Below are 21057 nucleotides of genomic sequence, written 5' to 3' on the forward strand. Positions count from 1 at the left end.
GAATGCCGACTTTTGTCATTGCGCAATCGACGCGCCATCGATTGCAGAACGCGCGCGAAAATAATATGATACTGGAATGAACTACATCAAAAAAAATTCACAAGAAGAAAAAGAATTGCTCGAGCGTTTTTTGCGCTATGTAAAAACGTACTCCGAAAGCGATTCGAATAAAGCCGACGAAGGGATCATGCCCTCAACTCCGCAGCAAAGGGATTTTGCAAATATGATTGCCGAAGAGATGAAAGCTGCGGGTTTGGAAAACGTGCACGTCACCGAGTTTTGCTATGCGTACGGCGTTCTCCCCGCTTCCGAGGGTTTTGAAAACGTGCCGCCCTTTTGTCTCCTTTCGCACATGGACACGGTCGACGAAGTGAGCGGAAAAAACGTCAATCCCGTCGTGCATGAAAACTACGACGGCGCTCTCATCGAACTTGCGGAAACGAATCCGCTCGATGCCGCATCGGACGAAGCGCTCGCAGAGGCGGCACGCGAGCGCGATACGATTATCACGACGGATGGGCATACGCTCCTCGGTGCGGACGATAAGGCGGGCATCGCGGCGATTATGACGGCGATTTCGTACCTTAAAGCGCACGAAGAGATCAAGCACGGGAAAATCGAAGTAGTCTTTTCACCCGACGAAGAGACGGGGCACGGCATGGATAAAGTGCCGCTCGAATCGATTCAATCGAAGCGCGCGTACACTGTCGACGGCGGGCATATCGGCGAGCTTGAAACGGAATGCTTCAATGCGGTCGGAACGACGGTCGTCTTTACGGGCAAATCGACGCACACGGGAACGGCACGGAAAGCGGGCATGATAAACGCGATCGCTATGGCATCGCATTTTGTGTCCTCGCTCCCCATTACCGAGCGCCCCGAAACGTCGGACGGTATGGCAGGCTTTTACGCGCCGATCGAATTTACGGGAACGATCGAAAAATCGACGGTGTATCTTTTGCTGCGCGACTTTGACGGCGAAAATATGAAAATGCGGCAAAAAACCGTCGAAGCGCTCGCCGAAGCTGCCGCACTTTCTTTCGGCGGCAGTGCAAAAGTGACCCATAAAACGCAGTATTTCAATATGAAGCGAAAGCTTGACGAACATCCCGAAGTCGTGCGCGATTTGGAAGCGGCGTACCGAACGGCGGGCGTGGAACCCGTCTTTATGCCGATCAGAGGCGGCACCGACGGTTCGCGGCTCACCGAAATGGGCATCCCTACGCCGAACATTTTTACCGGCGGACACAATTATCATTCGCGTATGGAGTGGGCTTCGCTTAACCAAATGTGTAAAGCTGCCGATATTTTAATAAACCTTGCGGGCATTATCGGTACGGCAAATTAACCCCCGATGCGCCTGTGTGTGAAACGCACTATAAAGACGGGAGGCGGCAATGCACGAATACATAATCGACGGCGGATTTCCGATTCGGGGAAGCATCACCGCAGGCGGCAATAAAAACGCGGCGCTCCCGTGCATTGCGGCGGCTTTGCTCACGGAAGAAAGCGTTACGCTGCACAATATTCCGGACATAGAAGACACGCGCGTTATGCTCGACATCGCCCGATCCTTCGGCGCCGACGTCGAATGCGTAAAAAATCACAGCTGGAAAATCACCGCCAAGCGATTTGCAAACACGATGATCCCCCCGGAACTTTCAAAAAAGATACGCGCATCGATTTTATTTGCAGGTCCCTTGCTCGCTCGAACGGGAAGAGCGGAAATGCTGCCGCCGGGCGGAGACGTTATCGGCAGGAGAAGGCTCGACACGCACTTTCTCGCGCTCACCGAACTCGGCGCACGCGTAGACATAAACGGTAAATTCGTGTTTTATGCGGACGCGCTCAAAGGCGCCGATATCTTTCTCGACGAAATGTCGGTAACCGCGACGGAAAACGCCGTCATGGCGGCAGTGCTTGCAAAAGGCGAAACGATCATTTCAAATGCAGCGAGCGAACCCCACATACAGACCTTATGCGCCATGCTCGTGAGTATGGGCGCAAAAATCAGCGGCATCGGAAGCAATATTTTACGCATCGAAGGAGTCGAGTCCCTGCACGGCTGCGAATGTACGATAGGCCCGGATTACATGGAAATCGGTTCGTTTATCGGACTCGCGGCGGCCACCCGCGGTTCGCTCACGATCGAAGGCGTCAATCCTCAAGATATGCGGCCGCTCAGGCTCGGTTTCAGCAAACTCGGCATCGCATGGAATATCGACGGCACGACGCTCACCGTTCCCGAACGGCAGGAACTCAAAGTAAACGGCGATATCGGAAACTCGACGCCGAAAATCGACGACGCTCCGTGGCCGGGTTTTCCGCCCGATTTGACGAGCATTATGACGGTCGTCGCAACGCAAGTCGAAGGCACCGTGCTTATCTTCGAAAAGATGTTTGAATCGCGCATGTTTTTCGTCGATAAACTGATAAACATGGGTGCCTGCATCACGCTCTGCGATCCGCACCGCGCCGTCGTGTCGGGCCCGCGCATCCTCCACGGCGACCACCTCGTCTCTCCCGACGTGCGCGCGGGCATGGCAATGGTGATCGCGGCGATGACGGCGCACGGACAAAGCAGAATTTCAAATGTGTACCAGATCGAACGCGGCTACGAACACTTGGTCGAACGGCTTCAGTCGGTCGGAGCGCACATCACGACGGTCGACGTCGAGTAAAAGCAAGGGACTTCCGGTATGTAATAATTTACGGCAAGGTCAGCTGATATCCACCGACTGTACTGCGCATCCAAATACCGCGTACCATAATAGTATAAACCGGTTTCGACAAGTCGTTTATTTTACACAGTTGCCGTCTTTTTCACAAAAGGCAACGTTTCGAATGTTTTATTTTCCAGCATACTGATTAAACGGCAAGCCGTACCGGTTGGATGATTCGTTCCTTTTTCCCATGCCTCCACCGTTTTACTTGAAACACCCATATAATTTGCAAACAAAAGCTGTGTCATTCCAACGGAAGTCCGTATCTGTTTTATTTCAGTATTATCATATTTTTTTACAGGTTGAATTTCATAAACTGTTTTACGCCCTTTTAATTCTCCCTGCTCAATTGCAACCGCTTCATTCAAACTTGTCATCAGACTATCAAAAAATTTACTCATGTTCTTTTCTCCAATTTTTTGCGGTTTCCGTTTTTAAAACTTCGATAACCTGCTTTACTTCGTTTTTTTCTGCAGCAGTCAGATTCGACTTTTCATCCTTTGAAAATACCTGAAGCAGATAAATTTTTTCAAATGCTACAAAATCGACATAACAGACTCCGGCACTTCCGCTTTTTCCTTTATCCTCATATTGTCCCGTCCGTTTTAATAAAACGTCTGCACTCCCGTCACGACAAGGCCTACAGTACACGATAAAAGAGCGGCGAACATCGCAATATTTATCCCTTTTCGATGCGTAACGAAAAAACGTTGCATGGACGTTCCCGCAAAAAGCCATGCAAGATTTGCGACCGGCCCCGTAAACGGCAAAAAAAACGCAGTCAAAAGCAGCGGCGTAAATCCTTGTGAATACGGCAGTACGTACGAACTCAGCGCGGTAAAGCAGAAAATCATTACCTTCGCATTCGTCAGCTGTACAAAAAGACCGGAAAAAAAGCCCCGATAAACGACGCGTCGTTCGCCGCATTCATACGTGGTGCGCAAAATGCGGAACGAAAGATATGCAAGATATGCCGCGCCGGCAAACGCAAAGATGCCCGCATATTTTTTTACCATACTGCCGATACAATAGGTGAGAACGGCGGATGCGAGCGACACGATCGTAAAGCCTACGAACAATCCCGTCCACTGCTTCAGCGCTTTTTCTTTACCGTACTGCAAGGCGGTATACAGTGACAAAAGATTTGCAGGGCCTGGCGTAACGGCGCCAGCAAAACAAAACAATAAAAACGACGGGATAATTTTGATCGGCATGATGTAAGTATAAACATTTTTCGTCTGAAAAACTACTCGTATACTGCGACCCATCCTGTACTAGAGCAGATATTAACAATTTCGTTTCGAAATCAATTCAAAGTGCGAATCACAACGCCCGATATCGAGTAAAAAGCGGGAGCCGCTTCCGGCACGGGACACTTTTGTGCGGAAGGGACGGCAAAGCGTAGTTGTATGTTATTACGTTTTTAAATACTTTGCAATTATATTTTGCAATTTAAAAAGTGCCGATTTACGCAAACAGAGGACAGTCGATTTCCGATCCTTCATTTCATCCGTAAAAGCATCGATAAAGTATCCGTCATATATATGCGTCTTTTAAATACACCGAAAGAAAATTATCTCCGCCCTTATCGTTTTTATAACAAAAAACAATATCCGGACGATCGGAAACGCAAAGTTCTTTCGTTTAAAGCAAACGTACAGACAGCTTCTTTCCAAGAGCATAGGCAAAACGCTCGATTGTAGAAAGCGATGTATTGAATGAAGGATTCAATGCGTTATCAACGGCTGTACGAGTCGTATTCATCCGCTTTGCCACAGCCGATTTTGTAAGTTTTTGTTTTGCCATTTCAGCCTGTAATTGAGCAGCGATTACTTTTTTTGTTGCAAGCTCTTCCCTAATTCACAGCAAACGCGCGCCGCAACCGCCGGCGAACGTCTGCAATCGTAGGCGCTTGTCGCGTCCGCCCGCTCCCGCATCATCCCCTTAAAAATCGGGTTCGCATTCGAAAGCGACCCGCCCGCCCGTTACAGGATGAATAAACGACAGATACGAAGCGTGAAGCATGAGACGCTCTCCCGCCCCGCACGTTCCGTACAAAGAATCGCCGACGATCGGAAGACCGAAGCCGTGCATATCGCTTGACGCGACGCGGAGCTGGTGCGTACGCCCCGTGTACGGAATAAACAAAATGCGCGTCACCTTTCTGTTTTTTCCGTCGGTTCCGCGGTACCGGTTGTAGCCGAGTTTTTTCCATTCGGTGATGCCGAGTTTGCCGTTTGCTTCGTCGTAGATGCGTTTCGGGCGATTCGGCCAGTCGAGCGAAAACTTCAATTCCATGCGCCCTTCGCCGACGCTTGGAAGAGGTGCGCATCGGCCGGGCGCGTTTTCGAGAGATCCGTCAAGCAGTGCGATATAGCGCTTATGCACATCGCCTTTTTCGAATTGCATCGAAAGCGAGCGCTGCGCGTCCTGCGTAAAGGCTAGCACCATGAGCCCCGACGTTTCCATGTCGAGCCGGTGCACCGACGGATACGGAATCGTTTTCGGAAAGAGGCGCTTCATACGGTTTACGATGCAGTCCTGTTTTTCAGGTCCCCGACCCGGAACGGAAAGGAGGCCGCTCGGCTTATTGACAACGAGGATCGCGTCGTCGCGGTAGACGATTTCAAGACCGAGCATCGAAGGCAAAACGAGCGCGCAGCGTTCGTCGCACGGCGGATAGGATGTGCCGCTCTTTTTGCTTTGCGTCGCCTTACCCCAATACATTTCATCCATGCTCACGGGAAAAAGCGAGTGCGAAAACGCGTAGTCGAGCAGTTTCGGCGCACAGCAGTCGCCGGTACCTGTCGGCGGCAATTTCGTTTTGCAGATATCGCTAAGATGCCGAACGTTTCCGTCTATACAGTGAAATCGATAGAGTTCATGTACTTTTCGAAGCGACTCGGTCGTTAATATTTCGCGCTCTCGGGCAATACGGCGAAGATCGTTTTCGGGAGCGCTTTTCAACTCCGCAGTCAATTCGTGGATGCGTTTGTCGTTCGGTAAAAGCGCATCAGCAATAAGCTTTGCGCTCACGATCGGCGGTACCCATATCCCCTCCGATTCTCCCTCTGCGACGAGGCTGTTGCCCGAAACCGCGTTGAGAATTATTTTATTGCCTTCGGTATCGGCGCATACGAGGCATCCGATCATAACGCCGTGCCCGTCGCGCTCTGCACTCGGAAGCGACACCTGTTTTAAAACGAGGGAACCGTTTTGAAGCCGCTCGAAAATCTTTTTCAGATAGAGATGCGCGCGTTTTGTCGGAAGAGACGGAAACATCGGCTAACAAAGCCTCTCGCATTCGGCACCGTAATCGATTCCCGTAAAAATTTTAAACTGTTTATAGCCCTGATACTTGAGCATTTCCGCACCGTTGCACGTTTTGCAGCCCGCTTCCGAAGCACGCGCCATAATCGGTGTGACGGCAGGCACGTACACCAAATCGAATACCGTTTCCGCTCCGGTGAATTGATAAAAGTACAGCGGATCGCCGTCTTTCGACGCTTCTCCTTCGGAACTCATACCCTTCGACGTCGTCTGAACGATGATGTCGGCGTACTTTTCGATTTTTTTCGCAGCTTCGGGGCCGAGGGGCGCATAGTCGAAGCCGTATCGTTCGGCAAGCGCTTTCGCATGAGAAAGCGTTCTGTTGAAGACACACGCTTTTGCGCCGAGTGATTTTACGACGTATGCGACGGCTTTTGCAGCTCCTCCCGCACCGATGATCGCAACACGGCGGCGGCGAAGTTTTTTTACGCCGAGAAAACGCAAAAGCGCCGTTTGAAATCCGTACGCATCGGTATTGCAGCCCGTCCATCCCTCGTCGGTACGCACGACGGTATTGCATGCGCCGATCGCCTGCGCTTCCGAATCGAGCTTTATCAATTCGGAGATCACGGTTTCTTTATGCGGAACGGTTACCGCAAGCCCCCGCACACCGAGGGATGCCGCGCAGTCGAGGACGTCGGAAACGGACGGCGAGCGCAGCGGCAAAAGAAGCGCATCGATATTATTAATTTTATATCCTGAATTATGAAGCGCGGGACTCGATGTTTTTGCAAGCGGCCAGCCGGTCACCGCATAGAGCGTTGTTCGATCGCTTAAAGAGCGGAAACGGTATACGTCGTTCAACGATACGGGATCGATATGTCCGATGCCGGAAATATTGTTTTCCGTTTCTTCGGGCGACACGTAGGTGAGGTACGAATGAAGTTTATATGCCAAAATACGCGAAACCTGTCCGAGCGGGCCCATCGCGCACAGTATGTGCTCGTAATCGGTCATCGACTCCGCTTCACGGAACATATCGGAAACGTCGGCAAGCGTTTTCGGCATAAAGGCGATCTTCGGAATTTCATAGCCGGTCGTGCGCATCGCTTCGCATTTCGCTTTGAGATTTTTTATCGGCTTTTCCATGTCGTGGCAGCTTCTGATGATGCGGACGCCGAAAGCAAGTGAGGCATCTTGCAGACTCGGCACGCGGAAATCTTCTTCAAAATCGACGTACGCGAAATTCTTTTGCGGGTTTTGGTCGGCAAACGCGAGGGCGCGTCCGAAAAGCATCGTACGCGACATTTCATTGCTCGTAAATCTTCCACCGTCGGCCGTCCGGCGGATCGTCAATATGCACGGTACGTTGACCATCGCCGGAAAGCGGCGTACCGACAGCTGTTCGTCGGGAGCAAGGAAATCGACGCGGAGTTCTGCGACGTCGATATAGCGGTTATACTTCCGCACGAGAGCCGCGTTCTCTTCGAGCGTCGGGGATGTAAGCGTCAAACAGACCAGCGGCTTGCTCATCGACATATCCTCATCGATAATTATTAATTTATTTGACGGTAATGCGCTTGTGTTCTCGTTCTCCGGCCGATGACACGATCGAAAGCACAAGCTCCGTTCCTCTCGGAACGGCGTACGGAATCGTAACGGCGCCTCCCGGATGGGAAAACGTCACAACCGTATAGGCGTCTCCTTCTTCCGGTTCTGCCGTGAGTTTTATCGGTACGGGATACGGATAGTTCGTCAGCACGTCTTCAAATATGCCGTACACATTGCCGCCTTGTGCTTGCCGCGGAAATGCGAATTCGACCGCGACGTGCGTATAATTTGCAACGAGCTCTTCCGCAAAAGTCTGCTCGTGCACGACCGTTCCCGCTGCTTCGCCCGGCTCCGCTGTATGCGCCGTAAAATCGAAAACGAGGCGCGTACGTGACATCTGCTGGAGCACGTCGCTCACGGAATTGCCGATCAAATCGGGAACTCTCGTATTTTCGAAATTCGGCCCGCGGCTTACGACAAAATGCACCGTTACCGGATCGCTTATGCTTGTGCCTTCCGGCGGATCCTGTTCAAGAATCGTGCCCGCTTCGGCGGTGTCGGCTTTATACTGCGGAGAGGCGATGACGATGAGCGGCCGCGCCGATCCCGCAAAAAGCGTCTGCAGCTTCATGCGCACCGAGTCGATATTTTCTCCGATATAATTTTCCACGTGGTCGATGACGACGCCGCGGCTTACGACGAGCGAAATGTGGCTGAATCCTTTTCTGATCGCTCCTCCCGACGGATCCTGTTCGAGAATCGTTCCCTCGTCGCCCGGCGTTTCCGAATAGCGCAGTTGGATTTCAGAGTACAATTTTTTCGCCTGCATTTCGATAAGCGCCGTCGTCAGTTTTTTCCCCGTAACATCGGGAACGAGCACTTGTTCGGGGCCCTTTACGTTTACGGTAAAGACGGCGAGGCATGCAAGCGCCATCACGACAAAGGTGACGATGACAGTCGATAAAAGCAGTTTGCCGTTTGATTGGAGTTTTTCAAGCGCAGCGTGAAAATCGATTTGAAACGCTTTTTCTTTTAATTTTAATAATATATCTTTGAACTTCATATCAATCGTATCCTCGACGGTTTTTTATCGTATCATTTTCCGCGTACATAATCAATGTTGCAATTGCGGACGGAAGCCGAATATCGCCTGCAATACGGCATCTCGTTCGTCCTCATCGGCATAGCTTATGCGCCGCGTCCCTTTTCCGCTGACTTCCAATTCTACGATACACTCTCCCCGTATTTCTCCCGACGTGGAGGTTTTTCCCGCACGCGATATATCCTTAAACAAAATCACTTCTCCTTCCGTTACGACGCCGTTTTCATACACGCCCGACGAACGCAACGTCGAAGCTTCTCGGACGGCGATTTCCGTTGCGAGCAATGCGACGGCGCAGAGCATCCACTTAAAATAAAAGCGCAGATCGACGAAGGCGCTGAAAAGCATGATAAAGGGAGCGCACACGATGATCGCCGCCGAGAATTTTGCCGGACGCGGACGCGCCGAAAACACGCATTTTCCCGCGCGCTTTAAAATCGATTTTTTCCGCAAAAAAATTGTTAAAACGAGCAGCGCGTACAAAACCGCCGACGCGGCGTACACGGCTTTCGTTATCGTTGTGTCCATTTTTACCGCCGCCTCCTTTTGAGCCAGACGCCGAGCGCGCGGCGCGAATTTTCAAATGCGAGCGGAACGGCGGCAAGCTCCGCATCGTTCGTAATCCGCACCGCCGTAAAGCTTTCGACTTCGCTCTTTTGCGCACGAAGATTTTTTATCAACGCAGCGATCGTTTCGATGCCGTGCGGAAGAGATGCGCGGTAAAACACGTCGCAGGTTTTATACAAAATGCGTTTATACTCATACGTGTTCGGAAACGAGCACAGATATTGCACGCGCCGTATTTCCAAAGCGGCTTCTTCCCTGCATTCGCGAAGAGCCGCTTCGTCGGCGCTTTCGTCCGGATCGATAAAACCGCCGGGCAGCGCGAAAAATCCCTTGCGCGGCTCTTTTGCCCTTTTTTCAAGCAGTACATTTCCTTCTCTGTCGGCGACGATAACGCACACGGCGGCGGCGACATTGTGATACAGCGTAAAAGCGCAGTCGGAGCAAAACCATTTTTTGTTATCGACAAAGCAGATATTCTTTCCGCCGCACATGGGGCACGAATTAAAATTATTATTGCAGTTCATGAAAAACACCTTTCGGTCAGCGCATCCGCAAGCGCTTCCGACCTCCGTATCGTCTGCATGACAAGCGGTACAAAAAGCGGAATGAGCGAGCGCACGCGACCGAAAAATCCTTTCGCATCCCTGAGCCCGCCGCGGATGAGCTGCGTTTTAATAATTTCCGACGCTTCATCCAAAAGCAGGGGCATAAAGCGAAAAACGATTTCCGTTATTATGATAACGTATCGCACGGGAATATGAAATACGGCAAGCGGTTTTAACAAAACCGAAAGACCGTCGACGATATCGTATTCCGGCGTCGTGTATGAAAACGAAAGTATACAGGCGATCGCCCCTTCGGTGCGGATGAGCGTCGTAAGGCAGAGCAAAAGCTTCGACGGCGTAACGGTAAAATATCGATAAGCGAGGAAGATCCGTTCGCCTTCAAGCGGCGGATAAAAAATCATCTGAAAGATGCAAAAAAACAGCAGGAGCGGAACCGTCTTTACGAGCGATAAAAAAAGGCGCCGTTTCGGGTACTTTGCCGAAAACGCGTAGATGAGCGAAAGCAAAAACATACACGCGCACAGCGAGAGGGGACGAACGGCAAGAGAGGCGGCAAAGAGCGCGATAAAAACGATGAATTTAACTGCCGGCGGAAGTTTCGCTGCGATACCGCCGTTTTTTTTGACGTTCCCCGTATTCGCCGAAGCCGCGCGGATCGAATTTAATAATTTCGCGCCTTCAAGCGGCATCTGCACCGTATCGGGAAGCGCATACCGTTTCATCTGCGCGTCGAAGCCTGCGGCACCGTCCGCATCGGATTTTCCCTTATTAATAATTTTTCCGCCGTTCGATGAAGCCGTGTTACTTCGAACGAGAAAAAGATTGCCGTCCCGAACGGATATCTCTTCGTCGGCAAAATCCGCTTCGTCCGGGCGGTGCGTGCTGAACAGCACCGTATGTCCCGAAGCGGCGAGCGAACGGAGGAGCGCCATCGTCTTTGCGCGGGAAGGGCCGTCGAGCCCCGCAGTCGGTTCGTCGAAGAGCAGCACCGGAGCGTCGAGCGCGATGATACCGGCAACGGCAAGCCGCCGTTTTTCGCCGCCCGAAAGTTCGGCTGTCTGGCGCTCGGCGTATTCGGCGTACGGGATGCCCGCTTCATCCATCGAGCGCTTTACGAGCGAAACGAGCGCTTTTCCCCGAACACCGCGGTTTCTAGGCCCGAAAGCGACGTCGTCTGCGGCAAAACGTTCGAAAAGGGCGGCGTCGCTGTTTTGCCTGCACAAAGCGGGACGCGAATCGCAGCGGATTTCACCGTAAGACGGAGCGAGCAAACCCGCCGCCATTTCCAGCAGCGTCGATTTGCCGCTGCCCGAAACGCCGGTGAGGGAGGTGAGTGTCCCTTTTGCAAGCGAAAAATTAATATTGTTAAAGATGACGTTTTCACCGTAGGAAAATCCGACATTGCAAAAGGCGAGAGAGGCTTCGGATTTTTTTACGGCATGTGCCGCATACGCTTCCGCTGCATCATCGCACACAATCGTCCGACGAGCGACTTCTTTTAGCGCTGATGTATTTATCGCTTCGGTATCGGGCATATTCGACACGGCGGACAAGTTTATCGCTTTTTTATTATTTTTTTTAAAAACGGAGTCTACGATTTTTTTTCCCGTAATACGTTCGCACAATTCGGTATCGGTAAAAAAATCATCCGTCGTTCCCGAATATACGACCTTCCCCTTTTCCATCGCGATGACATCCTTCGCTTTTCGGATCGCATCTATATCATGCGTGATGTGGACGACCGTACGCCCCCTTCGAACCCAATACGAAAGAAACGCAAATATATCGTTTTTCGAATCGGGGTCAAGCATGGAAAGCGCTTCGTCCAGTATGATCACATCGGGATCGATCGCGATGATGCCGGCAAGCGCTTCTTTTTGCGTTTGCCCGAGAGACAGCGTTACGGACGGCGAAGAGGCTTTATGCAGCAGACCGACGACGGTAAGCGATTCGATCGTGCGGAGTTCGACTTCATCGGGCGGAAGGGCGAGATTTTGCGGGCCGAAAGCCGTATCGCGGAAAACGACGCTGCAGATAATTTGATCTTTCGGCGATTGAAATACGAGAGCCGAACGGACGCCGCTCGCATACGAAACTTCGCCGCACTCGGCATCGAGAAGCCCGCACAAAATCCGCGCGAGCGTACTCTTTCCGCTTCCGTTCAATCCGACGACAGCCGTGTACGAACCGCGTTCGAGCGAAAAATCGACGTCGTTGACGGCCGGTATATTTTGCTGCGGATAAGTGTAGCTTACGTGATCGACGGAAAGAACGCGCATCGCACTCATCATATCCGAAACGGCGGAAAAAGCCAATTCGCGTGTTCAGAGTGCGCGGCATTTTTTCGTACGTTTACCGATTTGCGCATACGGCGGTTCGTATTTTGCCGAACACACATTCGGCGCGGCATTTGACCGGCAAGCGAATTCGCGGTATTGTTATCGGTATGGAAGATACGGTAATCATATATTATTCGCTCGACGGAAATACCGACCATGTCGCCCGGTGCATTGCGGAAAAAACGGGCGCAAAGCTCGTACGGCTTGAAACGAAAAGGACGTACCCGCGTAAAGGGTTCAAAAAATTTTTTATCGGAGGACGCGATGCTCTCTTCGGCGCACAGCCCGAATTGAAAGCTTCTTTTCCCGATCTTTCGCCTTTCCGTAACATCGTCATCGGCACTCCCGTTTGGGCAAGCCGTCCCGCTCCGGCAATCAATACCTTTTTGCGGCGCGCAAAGCTTGACGGAAAACGCATCGCGCTCTTTGCATGTTCGGGCGGAGGACAAGCGGAAACCTGTCTTAACAAAATGGAGTCACTCCTCGCCGGCAATGAAATTCTCTGCCGGGCATCCTTTATAAGTCCCGCGTTCAAAAGCGGAAAAGCGGTCGACGACGCGATCGACGGAATCCTCTCCGCTCTGTCAGAGTGAAAGCGTGTACCGTATGTCAAAACAATATGATGGAAACCTCATGTATAAAAGCAAGGGAATGTCACGATTTTCGAAGCCGTTCTAAAAAAAAAATCAACGCAAAACATGCATACTTTTTTCGTATTATCCGACGAATTTCTTTTTTAAAAACGCGAGGTCGAGTTCGGGATAGAGCACATGCTTTGCGAGAAGCGACCGTACGCGCTGTTTCGCTTTTTCCTGCACGGCGGGATCGAGAACGATTTTACCTTTTGCCGGTTTCCCGTCTTTTGTCGTGCCGGGCTTCGTGCCTTTCAACACAGAATCGATGATCGAAGCGACTTCTTTCATGTCAGCTTCCGTCATACCGAGCGTCGTAATGCCCGGAGTGCCCACGCGTATGCCGCTCGTCCACCACGGGCCGTTTTTGTCGAAGGGGAGCGAATTGGCATTGAGCGTAACGCCGCATTGAAACATCGCCGCTTCCGCCTGCCGTCCGGTCAGTCCGTAGGTCGTCACGTCTATGAGTATGAGGTGATTGTCCGTGCCTCCCGTCTGCAGCTTCATGCCGAGTGAAGCGCATGCTTGTGCAAGGGCAGCGGCATTTTTAACAACGTTTTGAGCGTATTCGCGGTATTCGCTCGTAAGCGCTTCTTTGAACGCGACCGCTTTTGCCGCGATGATGTTCCCGAGCGGGCCGCCTAAAACCATCGGGCAGCCTTTATTCACGTCGTCGATGAATTCTTTTTTGCACAGTACGAGCGCTCCCCGCGGGCCGCGCAACGTTTTGTGCGTCGTCGACGTAACGATATCCGCAAAGGCTACCGGATCGTAATCTCCGGTAAACACTTTGCCTGCAACGAGACCTGCGAAGTGCGCCATATCGACCATGAGTACGGCGCCGCACTTGTCCGCGATTTGGCGGAACCGTTTGAAATCGATTTTGCGAGGATAAGCGGAAAAGCCTGCAAGCAAAATGAGCGGCTTTACTTCCATCGCCTGTTTTTCAATCGCGTCGTAGTCGAGCAATCCGCTTTCTTTATCGACCGTGTACGGAATGCTTTCGAACATCTTTGCCGAAACGTTCATGCGGTAACCGTGCGTGAGGTGTCCGCCCGAATAATAATCGAGTCCCATGAGACGCTGCCGCCCGAATCGTTTGCGAAGACCTTCCCACTGCGCTTCGGTCAAATCGGACACGCTTTTTACGTCGAGGGATTCAAGCGTCGGCATTTCAATTTTGTGATTGAGAATCGCCCAATAGGCGACGAGGTTCGCATCGCAGCCCGAATGCGGCTGCACGTACGCGTAATCCGCGCCGAAAAGTTTTTCGGCTTCCCTCGCCGCGCAGGATTCGACCGTGTCTATATTTTCGCAGCCGCCGTAATAGCGGTGTTCGGGATAGCCTTCGGCGTATTTATCGGTAAGGAGATTTCCCATCGCGGCCTGCACGGCAAGCGAACAGTAATTTTCGCTTGCGACGAGTTTTAAGTGCGCGCGCTGCGTTTCAAGTTCGTTTACGATACTCGCGGCTATTTCGGGCGCGAAGGCCGCCGTTTGCTGCAGGTTTGCAACGTAAGAGGTCATCGCGGCGTTCGGTTTTCCGCTGCACGATGCAAGATAATTTTCCAAAGGACTTGCCATAAATTCTCCCATATCTCCCTTAAGGTAATTTGTTCGTGCGGAGAGTTTAATACCCCGACGCTCCGTGTCGGGATTGTTGATTAAAAATAATTAAAACGCGTCCGTCCGCAGAATCGGCGCCGGATACGCGAATCATAATCGAATCGGAGAAAAAATGCAATGGACTATCGCTCTATCGCATGGAATGCCGTATCCGTTGCACTGCGGCTATTGTATCTTCCGGTACGAAGCTCTCATAGTGCACAGGTACACGACCCCTTGCAGACTATCGCCTTTTCGAAAGTATCGCCCGCGCGATAAAGTCGCTTGCCGAAACGAAGGGATTGGCTTTTCCGATCGAGCGGTCTGCGACGAGGGGGATCGCTTCGAGCGTTTTGCCGTCGAGCACGTATTCGATACTGCCGTATTCGCTTCCGGCGCGGACGCCGCCTTCTATCGAACGCGGCAGGTTTACGAGGACGCGCACGGATCGGGCGGCGTCTTCGGGTGAGGTGCCCAGTATAAACGGAACGGTGAGCGCGGTAAAATCGTAGGCGGGCGTGAGGTATGTCCACTGCGCTTTTGCGCCGGTGACGGGGATAAAATAGCGGTGCACGGCGTCGGTTTTTTTGCAGTCGGCAAAGCGCGCAAACGCCCATTCCATAAGCGTCGTTCCGTCCTGCACGCGGTACGCATCTCCCTCTCTTCTGTTTCGTCCCGGTCCGTTCATCGTTACCGATAAAAAGCGCGTCTCGCCTCGGTGCGCAGTGAGCGCGAGGTTGTAACCGCTTTCGTCGATGTAGCCCGTCTTTAAGCCGTCGCATCCGGCGAGCTTTCCGAGGAGGGCGTTCGTATTTTGCTGGGTAATACCCATCGTAATCTTTTCGGGCAAGCCCTTTGAAAAATCCTGCGCGGTCGGTTTGCTTCGGTCTTCGATCGGGAGATTGTGAATTTGGGGATAGGTAAACGAAAGGCGCGAGTGGAATTTGACGAGCGTATCCGGAAAACGCGTAATATACATGCGCGCGAGCATCGCCATTTCCCGAGCCGTCGTTTCGTTGTCGGCGCTGTAACCGGACGCTTCGGCAAAATGCGTTTTCGTCAATCCCAAAAGCCTCATTTCGCGGTTCATGCGTTCGACAAAAGCTTCCATGTTCCCCGCGATATAATAGGCAAGCGCGTATGCCGCGTCGTTTCCCGAACACACGTCGAGTCCGGTTAATAATTCTTCGACGGTGACGATTTGCCCCTTGCCTAAAAACATGAGCGACGAATGCGGCATCATATTGCACGCCCACGTTTCCGGCGGCAACGGCACGATATCGCCGTAGGAAATATGCCCGCACTCGATTTCCTGCATGACGACGTACATGACCGCGATTTTCGTCATCGATGCCGGCGGGATTATTCTGTCCGCTTTTTTTTCGTAGAGGACGCTGCCGCTTACGACGTCGATGAGGATGGCCGATCCCGCTTCGACGGAAAGTTTTGCCGGAACGACGGGATAAGGAAGCGGTTTTAAAATATCGTTTCGAGCGGGATACGCTTTGTCGAGCGCGTCGTCGAGCAGTTTTCGCTCATCTTCGGTGAGCTCTCTCGGAGGAGCCGCCTGTTTGAATCGATAGAGGCGGATTCCCGCCGTTCCGACAAACGAAAAAGCGAACACCGCAGCGAAAATAATGATTATTAATCGTATGCGCCGGATGATGCCTCCGCTCTGCGCGGGGGATTCCCGCCGTGCCGCATTCCGTCCGCTGTCTTTTTGGCGTTCGCCTTTTGCCTTATCGCCTTTTCGTTCGCTCATCTTTTAACTTCGGTATTCAAATCCGTGCGCTCCGGTTTCGAAGGAGCATATCGGCGAGGACGATGGCTGTCATCGCTTCAATGACGGGGACAATCCTCGGACACAGGCACGCGTCGTGCCGCCCTTCGATCGATATGTCGCTGTCGAAATAAGCGCCGCCGTCTTCGCGTACCGTTTCCTGTGTGCGGAAAATGCTCGGCACGGGCTTTATCGCTGCGCGGAAGACGATATCGTTTCCGTTCGACATGCCCCCGAGTATGCCGCCCGCGTTATTCGAAAGAAATTCGATTTTGCCGTCTTTGCTTTTCATCGCGTCGTTGTTTTCGCTTCCCGTAAGGAGCGCCGCACCGAATCCTGCGCCGAATTCGATACCCTTTACGCTTCCGATCGACAAAACCGCTTTGGCAAGTTCGGCGTCGAGCTTATCGAAAACCGTTTCGCCGAATCCCGCAGGAACGCCGCTCGCCGTACATTCGACGATGCCGCCCGCGCTTTCGCCTTTTGCGCGGAGTTCTGCGACACGCGAAGCCATGAGGTTTGCAGCCTCTTCATCGCATGCGCGAAAGGATGTGCGTTCGACCGCATCCATGTCGCGCGCTTTGCACGAAATTCCTGCTGCCGAAATCGTGTACGCTTTGACACGTATGCCCGCCGTTTTCAGAACAGCGCTCGCGACGGCACCCGCGGCGACGCGCGAAGCCGTTTCGCGTCCGGACGAGCGCCCGCCGCCCCGCCAGTCGCGCACGCCGTATTTTTTAAAATACGTCCAGTCGGCGTGCCCCGGACGGAACGTATGCGCAATGTTCGCATAGTCTTCCGACTTTTGAGTGCGGTTTCGTATTTCGATCGCGATCGGCGTTCCCTCCGATACGCCTTCGAAGACGCCCGAAAGGATTTCCGCTTTATCGCTTTCATTTCTCGATGTGACGGCGGGATTTTGTTTTCCGTCGACCGCCCCCGGCTTTCGCCTGTCGAGCGCACGCTGTATGTCGTCCGTATCGATATGTATGCCTGCGGGACAGCCGTCTATGACCGCACCGACGGCGCTTCCGTGGCTTTCGCCGAATGTCGTAACGCGGAAGATTGTCCCGAATGTATTGCCTGCCATAATTCGAGTATAGCATAAAAGCGGAAGGCGGGGAACATGTTTCTGATTTGTATGTGCCGATTTTCGATTTTAGACCGGTTTTTCGATTTCCGCTTCCGAAAACCGTTTAAAAACGTCGTTACTTTTTCAAATACGGGAGCAGCTCTTCGTAATAAAATCGATCGTCTATCTTTTTGCCGTCGGCGGTGTGGCCGAGTTTTCGATCGGCGCGGATTTTTTCGCCGTGAAAATCGCTTCCTGCCGTGACGAATATGCCGTGCTCACGTGCAAGCGCTTCGAGACGTTTGCAGTCGTGACCGCTCGCCCCAGGATGATAAGCTTCAAGCCCTTCGACGCCGCGCGAGTGAATGTCTTCCAAAATCGTATCGAGATGCCCCCACGACACGTAAAGCGACAGCGGGTGTGCGATGACCGGCACTCCTCCCGAATCGACGATGGCCTGTATCGCTTCGTCGAGATTCGCGCCCGTGCGCTCGGCATAAAAGGGCTTACCTTTTCCGAGATATTTTTCAAACGCTTCCCGATTATCCTTTACGATATTTTTGTACTTGAGGTATTCGGCAAAATGCGGCCGGCCAATGGAGCTGTCAGGAAAAAGGGCGCAAAGCTCATCGTACGACGCGTCGATATCGGCTTCGCGCATCTCTTCGATTATCCGCAAATTTCGTTCGGTACGCTTTTTTTGCAAAAAAGCGACCAGTTCCGACAATGACGGGGAAATATGCGTAAAACCGAGTCCGAGCAAGTGAAATTCGCCGGTCGGCCATCCGACGAAAATCTCGATTCCCTGCACAAGAATAATCCGCCGTTTTTCGGCTGCGGCAACAGCTTCCGGAAGCCCCGCTATCGTATCGTGATCCGTTATCGCAAGAACGGAAATACCGCTTTCACAAGCCTTTTCGACAAGCTCGGCAGGGCGGTATTGACCGTCGGATGCGTTAGTATGAATATGTAAATCAATCATCGTAAAGAGCATAGCACAAATAGATGATTTATGATATAATAGTGTAATGTACCAGGGGATCTTGTATGCCTAAAGCGATGCAATATACAAAAGGATCGATCGTTTACTTTGAAGGGGATAAAGACGAGCGAATTTTTATCCTGCAAAAAGGTATTCTCGTCCTTACGACGACAGATGTGGAAACTCATCAACCTGTTACCGAACAGGTAAAAAACGGCGAGTTTTTCGGCGTCAAATCCGCACTCGGTCGTTTTCCGCGCGAAGAGACGGCCACCGCGCTTACCGACTGCGTTACGATCGCTCTGACTATTCAAGAATTCGAACAGATATTCAGCAGCAACAAGCAGATCATCATGAAGATGCTCCGCGTCTTTTCAAACCAGCTGCGGCTCATACATAAAAAAACAGAAGCGATTCTTAACAATGTTCCCGAAGATCAGCAGACGGGTATGATCGCCGTCGCAAAAAGTTTTTACAACGACGAAGAGTATCTTTCGTGCTGCGATATCTGCGTCAAATTTTTATCGCTCTATCCGAATACGTCGAAAAAAGACGAAGTCGCAAAATTATACGCCGATGCAAAACTGCGCAATACGAAGATAAAAGAAAAAACGAAAAGCACCGATACATCCGAAGAAGACGAAGAAGCTTCCGGCGCGCTGAAACAGTTTGCGCTTCCCGCTTTTAAGCGCTTTGCAAAGCAGTATAAACCGGGTAACGTCATCATCAGCGAGTTCGAACCGGGCAACAGTTTTTATCTCATTCAGTCCGGACGCGTGCAGCTCGTCAAATGCGTAAACGGCGCGAAAAAAAATCTCGACATCATGAAACCGGGAGAATTTTTCGGCGAGATGGCCATCCTCGATAATTCTCCGCGCTCGGCAACCTGCGTCGCAATCGGCAACGTCGAATGCCTCGAATTTAATAAAGAGAATTTCGAACTGCTCATCATGGGCAATCCCCAAATCGCGATTATCCTCTTGAAGCTTTTCTGCAAGCGCATCTACGACCAACGTCGCCGCCTGCGCACGCTTGCGATCAAAGACGTGCAGGCACGCATCGCAGACGTATTTCTCATGTTCGACGAAATGAATCCTTCCGCAAATACGAACGACCGGCAGCGAAAGTTCAACGTATCGGCGGGCGACGTGGCGCACTGGGCGGGATTGACACCGGAAGCTACGCGCGATGAAATTAATAAATTCGTCGAAAAGCGGAAAATCGAAGTGTATGATAACTACATCATCGTAGACAATATTGCCGACATGAAGCGCATCGTCGATACGCGAAGCGGCCTTTCGGAACAAAAATAATTAATAAATTGAAAAAAGGGCTGTCCCGGAAGTTGTAAAAAACTTCACAAAGGACAACCCTTTTTATTTACGGATCCTGATCTTACTTACCGCAAGCTTTTTTATGTTCGTTACCGCGCGTCCGCGACAACCGTATCGCCTGCGAGTTTACCGAACACAACGACTTCCGTGATCGCGTTACCGCCGACTCTGTTGCCGCCGTGGATACCGCCTACGACTTCTCCTGCTGCATACAAACCGGGGATTGCTTTTCCGTTCGTACCGATGACGCGGCAGTTCGTGTCGATCGTAACGCCGCCCATCGTGTGGTGGATGCAGGCTTGTCTCGGAGTTGCGACCCAAGGCCCCTTTGTGAACTGCACCGAGTAGATCGTTCTGCCAAACTCTTTGTCCACGCCTGTCACCACGTCCGCGTTGAACGTGTCAACCGTTGCCTGAAGCGTTGCTGCATCCATACCGAGCTTTCCCGCGAGGCCTGCAAGCGTATCGTCCCAAATCATATAGCCGTTATCGGTAAGGTAGTCAAAAGTAAAGCCGTCCGCGCTCCTCCAGTTCGGGTCATGAATATCCTTATATCCGGTACCGTCGGCAGACTCGAGCATGTAATACATTCTATCGGTTTGAGCAAGGATCGCAAGACAGATTTCATCGCGCCTCCCTCCTTCGTTCACAAAACGCTTGCCTTCTTTGTTGACAAAGATCATCTGGTCAAGTTCGCGGGCGGCGCGCGGCGGCCACTTCGTAAGTTGCCCGTCCTTAGTGTTGCCGAGAAAGAGAAGTTGAATCTGCTCCATATCGCGAAGCCCGGCGCCTGCGTTTGTCGCCATTATGATGCCGTCTCCCTGTGAGCACGAAAAACGATTCGTCGTCCCTGTCTGTGAGAGATCGGGCCATTTGCCGGTCGTGTTGTACCGCTGCACCATTTGTGAGTTCGCGCCGAAACCGCCGGTCGCGAGGATGACGCCGTCCTTTGCCGAAAGGGTAAATTGATTGCCGTTTCTGTCGGCGCACACGACGCCCGTAACTCTGTCGCCGTCTTTGACGAGCGATTTACCCGTCGTTTCAACCATGATGGTGACGTTGTTCATTTTGGCAAGATTTTGCACGTAAGTGGAGATAAAGCCCGTGCCCATCAACATGGTACTCTCGTGCGTTCTTTGCCAAAGTCCGCCTGCAGCTTGTAAAATTACATCGTTGAAGCCCATGCCCAAAGCTTTTATCCATACAAGACCATCGTAGGCATTATCCGCAAGTTCTTTGACAAGATTGAGGTCAGCAACTTTGTCGCCGCCGTTCCACGTCTGCAACGCAAACCAGTCTTTCGAATCGAAGAGGTCGGTTCTGCCGCTCGCCTTATACGCGTTCCACTGAGAACGCACTCGCGCTTGGAGCGCGGCATGCTCGCCGCTTTTCGGTGCTTCGGCGAGGGCCGCTTCGATCGTGCGTTTTACAGGTTCGGACATAACGACTCGACGCTGCATAGCATCGGCGGGTGCGTTGTAACTGGCGCCGCACACAAGCGTGTCGCCGCCCACTTCACCGTTCTTTTCTACAA

The 21057-nt window shown here is 52.0% G+C and carries 17 protein-coding genes; 4 read left to right on the forward strand and 13 right to left on the reverse strand.

The features are described from left to right. The first annotated feature begins 76 nt into the window (after positions 1-76). Positions 77-1348, forward strand: coding sequence for a peptidase T (gene pepT / locus HMPREF0860_RS12115; protein ID WP_021330540.1), 1272 nt, complete (start codon positions 77-79; stop codon positions 1346-1348). 49 nt (positions 1349-1397) lie between these two features. Continuing rightward, entirely contained in the window at positions 1398-2681 is a 1284-nt protein-coding gene (gene murA, locus HMPREF0860_RS12120) for a UDP-N-acetylglucosamine 1-carboxyvinyltransferase (protein ID WP_021330582.1), read from the forward strand. Positions 2682-2803: 122 nt separating this feature from the next. Here the strand turns inward: murA and HMPREF0860_RS12125 are convergent, their stop codons facing one another. The 8 genes from HMPREF0860_RS12125 to HMPREF0860_RS12165 all read right to left on the reverse strand — a co-directional run bounded on the left by HMPREF0860_RS12125 (position 2804) and on the right by HMPREF0860_RS12165 (position 12058). Then, positions 2804-3124: a helix-turn-helix domain-containing protein gene (locus tag HMPREF0860_RS12125; RefSeq protein WP_021330521.1), complete on the reverse strand. Its 321-nt coding sequence runs from the start codon at positions 3122-3124 to the stop codon at positions 2804-2806. Between the two features lie 204 nt (positions 3125-3328). After that, positions 3329-3937: a LysE family transporter gene (locus tag HMPREF0860_RS12135; RefSeq protein ID WP_021330563.1), complete on the reverse strand. Its 609-nt coding sequence runs from the start codon at positions 3935-3937 to the stop codon at positions 3329-3331. Positions 3938-4667: 730 nt separating this feature from the next. Further along, positions 4668-6005, reverse strand: coding sequence for an RluA family pseudouridine synthase (locus HMPREF0860_RS12140; protein ID WP_021330576.1), 1338 nt, complete (start codon positions 6003-6005; stop codon positions 4668-4670). Between the two features lie 3 nt (positions 6006-6008). After that, positions 6009-7526, reverse strand: a complete 1518-nt coding sequence (locus HMPREF0860_RS12145; protein WP_038081219.1) for a type I 3-dehydroquinate dehydratase — start codon at positions 7524-7526, stop codon at positions 6009-6011. A 28-nt stretch (positions 7527-7554) separates the two neighbouring features. Further along, on the reverse strand, positions 7555-8607 hold the full coding sequence (locus tag HMPREF0860_RS12150; RefSeq protein WP_021330503.1) for a PASTA domain-containing protein: 1053 nt from the start codon (positions 8605-8607) through the stop codon (positions 7555-7557). A 51-nt stretch (positions 8608-8658) separates the two neighbouring features. Beyond that, on the reverse strand, positions 8659-9174 hold the full coding sequence (locus HMPREF0860_RS12155; RefSeq protein ID WP_038081216.1) for an RNA-binding protein: 516 nt from the start codon (positions 9172-9174) through the stop codon (positions 8659-8661). A 2-nt stretch (positions 9175-9176) separates the two neighbouring features. Continuing rightward, positions 9177-9737: an NUDIX hydrolase gene (locus tag HMPREF0860_RS12160; RefSeq protein ID WP_021330566.1), complete on the reverse strand. Its 561-nt coding sequence runs from the start codon at positions 9735-9737 to the stop codon at positions 9177-9179. Next, the gene (locus tag HMPREF0860_RS12165) at positions 9734-12058 is read right to left on the reverse strand and encodes an ATP-binding cassette domain-containing protein (protein ID WP_162147024.1); all 2325 of its coding nucleotides are present in this window, start codon (positions 12056-12058) and stop codon (positions 9734-9736) included. The genes HMPREF0860_RS12160 and HMPREF0860_RS12165 overlap by 4 nt, the downstream gene beginning before the upstream one ends. Before the next feature lie 167 nt (positions 12059-12225). On the opposite strand from HMPREF0860_RS12165, the gene HMPREF0860_RS13440 reads away from it, so the two are divergent. Next, the gene (locus HMPREF0860_RS13440) at positions 12226-12711 is read left to right on the forward strand and encodes a flavodoxin family protein (protein WP_156002099.1); all 486 of its coding nucleotides are present in this window, start codon (positions 12226-12228) and stop codon (positions 12709-12711) included. A 123-nt stretch (positions 12712-12834) separates the two neighbouring features. On the opposite strand, the gene HMPREF0860_RS12175 is transcribed toward HMPREF0860_RS13440, so the two are convergent. From HMPREF0860_RS12175 to HMPREF0860_RS12190, 4 genes are all read right to left on the reverse strand, one after another. Further along, the gene (locus HMPREF0860_RS12175; protein ID WP_021495827.1) at positions 12835-14334 is read right to left on the reverse strand and encodes a glycine hydroxymethyltransferase; all 1500 of its coding nucleotides are present in this window, start codon (positions 14332-14334) and stop codon (positions 12835-12837) included. A gap of 265 nt (positions 14335-14599) precedes the next feature. Next, positions 14600-16117: a D-alanyl-D-alanine carboxypeptidase family protein gene (locus tag HMPREF0860_RS12180; protein ID WP_021330573.1), complete on the reverse strand. Its 1518-nt coding sequence runs from the start codon at positions 16115-16117 to the stop codon at positions 14600-14602. 16 nt (positions 16118-16133) lie between these two features. After that, the gene (gene aroC, locus HMPREF0860_RS12185; RefSeq protein ID WP_021330568.1) at positions 16134-17225 is read right to left on the reverse strand and encodes a chorismate synthase; all 1092 of its coding nucleotides are present in this window, start codon (positions 17223-17225) and stop codon (positions 16134-16136) included. A gap of 118 nt (positions 17226-17343) precedes the next feature. Next, the gene (locus HMPREF0860_RS12190; protein WP_038081214.1) at positions 17344-18189 is read right to left on the reverse strand and encodes a PHP domain-containing protein; all 846 of its coding nucleotides are present in this window, start codon (positions 18187-18189) and stop codon (positions 17344-17346) included. A gap of 65 nt (positions 18190-18254) precedes the next feature. Between HMPREF0860_RS12190 and HMPREF0860_RS13660 the strand changes: the two genes are divergently transcribed. Continuing rightward, a complete protein-coding gene (locus HMPREF0860_RS13660; protein ID WP_021330579.1) occupies positions 18255-19502 on the forward strand; it encodes a Crp/Fnr family transcriptional regulator in 1248 nt (415 codons plus the stop codon). Between the two features lie 110 nt (positions 19503-19612). Here the strand turns inward: HMPREF0860_RS13660 and HMPREF0860_RS12200 are convergent. Then, positions 19613-21057 (reverse strand): FAD-dependent oxidoreductase (locus HMPREF0860_RS12200; protein ID WP_021495829.1); only part of this gene is annotated, 1445 nt, incomplete at its 5' end.

Origin of the sequence: Treponema socranskii subsp. socranskii VPI DR56BR1116 = ATCC 35536 (genome assembly GCF_000468115.1) — a bacterium.
Taxonomy (GTDB): Bacteria; Spirochaetota; Spirochaetia; order Treponematales; family Treponemataceae; genus Treponema_D; species Treponema_D socranskii.